Genomic DNA, 7034 nt, shown 5'->3' with positions numbered 1-7034 from the left:
TTCTCTTTTTCTAAATAGTAAACAATCAGGAAGTCATTATCAATAACGGGGGTATGATTATTCATGACAGGGGCTCCTTCACTTGACTTTTAGTACAGTAATTTTTGCGGTTAACTATAATCCTGCTTATTCTTAATTGCAGTCAATTGCTGAGGGAGCAACAAAAGCGCAATCATCAATGCCAACGAGATGCCTTGAACCGGCTGCCGCTGCAATAATCGTGAAAACGATGGCGCATAGAGAATCAACAATGCCGCCCACGCCATGAGCGCTGGGGTCTGGTAACGGCCGGCGAGCGCCTGATCAACACCGAATGACAATCGCCCGGCAGCCGTAACCAGCGCGGTGGCACCAAGATATGCGAGAAAAGCGAGCGTGACAATCTGGCCCCCCCCGACGCGGGGTGATCGCATGCATTGCAGGGCAAAAACGACTGACGAACAGACTAGAAACGCACCCGCGGTATACGCCGCTGCCTTGCTGCCGAAGGTGAAGAAATAAAAGGGCCCACCGAGATACAGCAGGACATAGCGTATTATGTCGCCAGGCGCGTTGCGACCTGCATCACCAGGATTGCCATGGGTGCTCACGCCATGGTAATCGAAAAAGTACAGACTGACGCCAGCGATAGCCACCAATGCCAATATGGCTAACCGCATTCGCGTAACCCGCAAGATGAGACTGAGCCCAAGCATTAAGGGCAAGGCCAGGACCCCGTTTGCCATGGTCCCTATTGATATGAAGCCGACTCCACAAGCAAGAATGAAGAGCCCCCGGGAATGCGCCGGCGCCGCAGCGGATTTAAATAGCAGAAACAATGCAATGAGCGGTAGTAACTGCGCCAGAAAAAACTGACTTTGAAATGCCCATGTCAGATTGTCGATCTGTATCCAGGATACGAGCATCGTAACTAGAATAAGTGAGAGCACACGCAAAGGGATAGGATCTGCATCTTCGCCGAGCTGCTCCTTGAGAAGTACGACGAAAACGACACAGGAGAGTGCGACAATAAGGTAGTTCGCCAGGATCAGGAACCATTGGTTTCCGTGAAAGTACGACTGATCGACCAAGAACAAAACTTTTGCCAAAACAATTCGATGTTCATTGTGCTGCTCCCACCAGACTTGGAGGCCACCGGTTGGAGCTTTGGCTGCCAAGTCCAGATGGTCCCACATATCCCAGAAAGGCACGGGCGAGTATGCAGCGATGCCGCCATAGATGGCTAGACAGACGGACAAGCCTGTGGTTATCCATAAGGACAGCAGTAGATTGCGATGCGTGAAAAAGACCACCGATAGACCCTCATCTTCTCAGCGCCAAAAACGCTATAGTGCCTCATGCAAAGCGCGGGCGCCATGGTGTCAGCCAGACGCGGCGCCCCATGCGCAGGAACCGTATACCGCCAAACGCAATCCATTCGTTCGGTTACGAATACAGGGCGGGACTATCGAGGTCAACAGGAACAACACGTTGGAGCGCGGCGCTAGAGTATAGCATGCAAGGTGGTATGGCGTCTTTCGGTCCGCTGGCGCACACCATTTCCGGGGGGGCGTGGCATCCTCCCCCTTCGCCAGGGGCCCGACAGAATCCCTCAAAATTGTTACACTTGATGACCGCTCGCCCCCAAGAGCGCATCGTTATCGGGGGCGTCTTAACTTGGACCGACCGGAGCCACATTCATGACCACCCGTGAATTCGACACCATCGTCATCGGCACCGGCCCCGGCGGCGAGGGCGCCGCCATGAAACTCGCCAAGGCCGGCCGGCAGGTGGCCGTCGTGGAGGCCCACAACGCCGTCGGCGGGGGCTGCACCCACTGGGGCACCATCCCGAGCAAGGCCCTGCGCCACTCCATCCAGACGCTCGCGGACTACCGGCGTAACCCCCTGTTTCAGCACACCCGCAATCAGATCGAGGTGGATTTCCCGGACCTGCTGCGCGCCGCCGATGGGGTCATCAACGAGCAGGTGCGCACCCGTTACCGCTACTACCAGCGCAACCGGGTGGAGGTGGTCTTCGGGCGCGCCCGCTTCCTGGCCCCCGACCGGATCGCGGTAGAACGCCCGGGCGGCGCGGCGCAGGAACTCACCGCCCGGCACTTCGTCGTCGCCACCGGCTCGCGCCCCTATCACCCGCCGGACGTGGACTTCAGCCACCCGCGGGTGCGCGACAGCGACTCGATCCTCGCCCTGGCGCACACCCCGCGGTCCCTGACCATCTACGGGGCCGGGGTCATCGGCTGCGAGTATGCCTCGATCATGAGCTACCTGGACATCAAGGTGAACCTGGTCAACACCCGCGACCGGCTGCTGTCCAACCTGGACGACGAGATCACCGATGCCCTGAGCTATCACCTGCGCCAGAGCGGGGTGGTGATCCGCAACGACGAGACGGCAGACCGGGTGGAGACAACGGACGACGGCGTGGTGCTGCACTGCGTGTCCGGCAAGAAGTTCAAGACCGAGGTCCTGCTGTGGGCCAATGGCCGCACCGGCAACACCCGCGACATGGGACTGGAAGCGATCGACCTGACCCCCAACCGGCGCGGTCAGTTGGAGGTCAACGCGAGCTACCAGACCGCACTCCCGCACATCTACGCGGTAGGCGACGTGGTGGGACCGCCGGCACTGGCGAGCGCCAGCTATGACCAGGGACGTTTCGTCGGCGCCCATATCGTGAACGGGGAGTGCGACTGGTCGCTGATCGAGGAGTTTCCCACCGGCATCTACACGGTGCCGGAGATCAGCTCCATCGGGCGCAGCGAGCGCGAACTGACCGCGGCCCAGGTCCCCTACGAGGTCGCAGAGGCGGACTTCAAGTCGCTGGCCCGCGCCCAGATCACCGGCCACACGGTGGGTATGCTGAAGATCCTGTTCCACCGGGAGACGCTCGCGATCCTGGGCATCCACTGCTTCGGCGAGCAGGCCGCGGAGATCGTCCACATCGGCCAGGCGATCATGTCCCAGCAGGGGGCCGCGAACAGCATCCGCTATTTCACCGAGACCACCTTCAACTACCCCACCATGGCCGAGGCGTACCGGGTGGCGGCGCTCAACGGAATTAACCGGTTGTTTTAGGGCATCACTTGACCCGTTGGAGTCCATGCCAGGGCTCGGCCGCGACGCCATGCACACTCCCCCCGGCCGGCCAGCCGGGTGCGAATGCGTACCCTACCGGATCGGCGTCAACACATCAGTTCTGATCGCACCCCGGCCAACCGGAGCCCCGGCAGCGCCCCGGCCTTTCGGGTTACCCTAGCCGACATCAGCAAGCCGCCTCAGCGAGGATTCCATGCACATTCGTCCGCCAATACTCCTGACCCTGGGTCTGCTTTCGGGGCTGACGCCCTTCGCCATCGACATGTATCTGCCAAGCCTGCCGGTGATCGCACTGGATCTCGGCTCGAGCATCGAACTCGCCCAGCTCACCGTGACCGTCTACCTCGGGGTCTTTGCCCTGGCCCAGTTGTTCCTGGGTCCGCTGTCGGACGTGCGCGGGCGGCGCTCGACCATCGGTGGCGGTCTGGCCCTCTTTTGCCTGGGCAGCCTGGGGTGCGCTCTGGCCGGTTCCATGGAAACGCTGATCGCGGCGCGCGTGGTCCAGGCCCTGGGCGGGGCGGCCGTCGCGGTCACGGTGCCGGCCCTGGTGCGCGACCTCTGTGAGAAAGACGAGTGTGCCCGGGTGCTGAGCCTGGTGATGCTGGTGATGTCCCTGGCACCGCTGCTGGCACCCTCCATCGGCGGGCTCATCGTAGGTCAGGTGGGTTGGCACTGGGTCTTCATCGCCCTCTACGGGATTGGACTGCTCGCGATCGGGCTCTTCTTCGCGTTGCTCCCGGAAACCCTGCCGCCGGCGCGCCGCCACCCGGCAGATGTGGGTCGGGTCCTGCGCAACTATCTCCAACTGATGCACCATCGCACGGGCATGGGCTATCTGCTCGTCGGGGCCTTCTCCTTCGGCGGCATGATGACCTATATCGTCACCTCGCCCTTCGTCTATATCATCCTGCACGCCGTTCCGACCGCCTGGTTCGCGGTCCTGTTCGGCCTCAACGTGGCCGCGGCCATGGTGACCACCACGCTCAACGCCCGCCTGGTCACGCGCCTGGGGGCGGAGCGCCTGTTGCGCCTGGGCTTGGCCGTCCAGGTGGTCGCCGCGCTCCTGCTCCTGGGACTCGCGCTCTGGGGCACGCCGCCCCTGTGGGCGATCGTGCTCGCCACCCTGCTCTACCTGGGGGTGGCCGGGGTGGTGCTCGGCAACGCCATGGCGGGATACATGATGCACTTCGCGCCCATGGCCGGGACCGCCTCGGCCTTCTCCGGGGCGGCGCGCTTCGGCACCGGGGCCATCGTCGGCTCCCTGGTCAGCCTCGCCCATGACGGCACGGCGCGCCCCCTGCTGCTCGGCATGGCCCTGTGCGGTCTGCTGGCGGGCCTGAGCTACCTGTGGCTGGTCGCAGCGCCGCGTGGGTTGCTGCGGCCCGCCGTGCCGCAGCGGGGTGGGTTAAGTAACGCGTCAAGAACAAGCTGAACACAACCGCAATCGTTGTCGTTGTCGTTGTCGTTGTCGTAATCGGAGAAGCGATGCACTTTGGGGTGCGATAGAATCCGTGGCACTACGATAAACTCGATTACGACAACGACAACGACAACGACAACGACAACGACGCTCGCCCTACTAAACAAGCCCCAATCTGCGCAATGACCAGACTGAGGACGCGCGGCAGGCCAGCCCCATGAGTATCGAAAAAAACTACAACATCAGTTTCATTGCCGCACTCGCCCTGCGCGAGAAGCAGATTCAGCAAAATTATCGCCCCATCATTGCCGTTCACAAGTGGTTTGCCCGCCGCCCCGGCACCCTGTTCCGCGGGCTCTTGCTGTCGGAATTTGCCGCGGGCCCCATCGTATCGACCTACTTCAAGTCGCACCGCTTCGCGGGAATCACCGTCGCCGACCCCTTCATGGGCGGGGGTACGCCGCTGCTTGAAGCGAACCGGATCGGCTGCAATGTCGTCGGCGCCGACATCAATCCGATGGCGGCCTGGGTGGTACGCGAGGAAATCGACGCCCTCGACCTCGGCGCCTACACCGAAACGGTCGGGCGACTGGCTGAGCATCTGGCGCAGGCACTTGGCCATTTCTACAAGACCCGCTGCCCGGTGACCGGACGGGCCGACGCCGACGTCAAATACTTCATGTGGGTGAAGACGGGGACCTGTGTGGCTTGCGGTCAGGGGTTCGACCTGTTCCCCGGCTATACGCTGGCCGAAGACACCCGGCATCCGGCCTATGTGCTTGTCTGCCCCGGCTGCGGCGACCTCAACGAAGTGGCGGACCCGAAAAATCCCGGGAACTGTGCCTGCGGCGTGAAGCTGCGGACCGAGGGCCCGGTCAAGCGCAACAAATGCCCCTGCCCGCATTGCGGCCATGTGAACGCAACACCCTTTCATGGCGCCGGCCCGCCCACCCACCGGCTTTTTGCCATGGAGTATCACAATCCCGAGCTGAAAAAGCGGCCCGGTCGGCTGTTCAAGAAGCCGGACGCCGAGGATCTGGCGCGCGTCGCGGCGGCAGGCGCGGCATGGCAACAAATGCGTCCGTCGTTCGTGCCCGACGACGCGATACCCGACGGGGACGAAAGCTCGCGCCTGCACCGCTGGGGCTACGAGCGGTTCAGCGAGCTGTTCAATGACCGGCAGTTGCTGGCACTGGAAACGAGCGCGCGGTTTATTTCCGGCGTAACCGACCGGCGGGTGCGGCGGGCCTTGGCGACGAATCTCTCCGACCTGCTGCGTTATCAGAACATGCTCTGCCGCTACGATGCAATGGCACTGAAATCCCTTGATATTTTTTCGATCCATGGGTTCCCGGTCAGCTATCTGCAGGTGGAGTCCAATATCCTCGGCCTGCGCAACCCGAACGGTTCGCCGATCGGCTCGGGCGCCTGGGTCAATATCACCGAGAAATACACCAAGGCGAAACGCTACTGCACCGCGCCGTTCGAGGTCTTGTTCAACGGCAAGAGGAAAACGACGCACTACGTCGTCGGTGAGTGGATCGGAGAGAAACACCCGGAACTGCCCGATGCCGCCCCGCGCGACATCGATATCCGCTGCGTCTCATCGACCGACATCGAGCTGGCGCCGCACAGCCTGGACGGTGTGTTCACCGACCCGCCTTATTTCGGGATGGTTCAGTATGGCGAGCTGATGCACTTCTGCTATGTATGGCTCAGAAAGCTCATGGGCGGTGACTTCCCCGGCCTTGAGCTGACGACGACCAGGCACCTTGACGAGTTGACCGGCAACGCAACGGCCGAGCGCAACATCGAGCACTTCGCCGAAGGACTTGCGGCCGTCTACACACGGATGGCGGCCGCACTCAAGCCCGGCGCGCCGCTGCTGTTCACTTATCACCACAACAAGCAGGAGGCGTATCAGGCCGCCGCGCTGGCCATCCTCGACGCGGGCCTGACCTGTTCGGCCTCACTACCCTGCCCGGCGGAAATGGGTGGGTCCATCCATATCCATGGGACCGCCTCCTCCATCGTCGATACCGTCTTCGTCTGCCGCGACCGCGGCGCGACGCCGCGCGCCTGGCTGTTCGAGGACGCGGCCGGACTGGCGCGGCTGATGAAGCGCGAACTGGCCGAACTGCGCCTGGCCGGTATGAAACCGACCCTCGGCGATACCCGTTGCATCGCCTTCGGACATATAACGCGGATGGCGATATGGGGCCTGCGGCCGGAGTGGGTACCATCATGGTCGACCGCGAAGAAGCTCGCGACCATCCGGGCCGCCATGGATGCGCTGGCCACGGTGGAGGAGGTGTGCGCATTGCTGCAAGCCACACACGGCAAGGTCTTCACGCTTGCGACAATGCCACTTCTCATCGAACAAACGCGCATCCGCGAATACCGGACGCGATAGCAGGCCAAAGGCCGGGTTGCCGCTCCCCGGCGGGACGGGGCATTCATCCGTGCCAAGCGATTGTTCCGGCGCCGACCTTGGTCATAACTACGCCCACCTCGCG

4 protein-coding genes are annotated in these 7034 nt (G+C 62.4%); 3 read left to right on the top strand and 1 reads right to left on the bottom strand.

The annotated features are described in order from the left end of the window. Positions 1–110: 110 nt before the first annotated feature. Entirely contained in the window at positions 111–1292 is a 1182-nt protein-coding gene (locus QZY48_RS05205) for a hypothetical protein (protein WP_295428635.1), read from the bottom strand. Positions 1293–1679: 387 nt separating this feature from the next. Between QZY48_RS05205 and sthA the strand changes: the two genes are divergently transcribed. The 3 genes from sthA to QZY48_RS05190 all read left to right on the top strand — a co-directional run bounded on the left by sthA (position 1680) and on the right by QZY48_RS05190 (position 6931). Beyond that, positions 1680–3077 (top strand): Si-specific NAD(P)(+) transhydrogenase, encoded by a 1398-nt coding sequence (sthA, locus tag QZY48_RS05200; protein WP_295428632.1) that lies wholly within the window; start codon positions 1680–1682, stop codon positions 3075–3077. Between the two features lie 214 nt (positions 3078–3291). Continuing rightward, a complete protein-coding gene (locus tag QZY48_RS05195) occupies positions 3292–4530 on the top strand; it encodes a Bcr/CflA family multidrug efflux MFS transporter (protein WP_295428630.1) in 1239 nt (412 codons plus the stop codon). A 205-nt stretch (positions 4531–4735) separates the two neighbouring features. Then, positions 4736–6931 carry a DNA methylase gene (locus tag QZY48_RS05190; protein ID WP_295428628.1) on the top strand — a complete coding sequence of 732 codons (2196 nt, stop codon included), beginning with the start codon at positions 4736–4738 and terminating at the stop codon, positions 6929–6931. The last annotated feature ends 103 nt before the right edge of the window (positions 6932–7034 follow it).

This window comes from uncultured Thiodictyon sp. (assembly GCF_903828115.1).
Lineage (GTDB): Bacteria > Pseudomonadota > Gammaproteobacteria > Chromatiales > Chromatiaceae > Thiodictyon.
The sequence above is the reverse complement of the archived record's forward strand: the minus strand, read 5'-3'. Positions and strand labels throughout refer to the sequence as shown.

Excerpts from the sequence above, each read along its gene's own strand:
- QZY48_RS05190 (WP_295428628.1), top strand. The coding sequence starts at position 4,736 with ATGAGTATCGAAAAAAACTACAACATCAGTTTCATTGCCGCACTCGCC.
- QZY48_RS05195 (WP_295428630.1), top strand. The coding sequence starts at position 3,292 with ATGCACATTCGTCCGCCAATACTCCTGACCCTGGGTCTGCTTTCGGGG.
- sthA (WP_295428632.1), top strand. The coding sequence starts at position 1,680 with ATGACCACCCGTGAATTCGACACCATCGTCATCGGCACCGGCCCCGGC.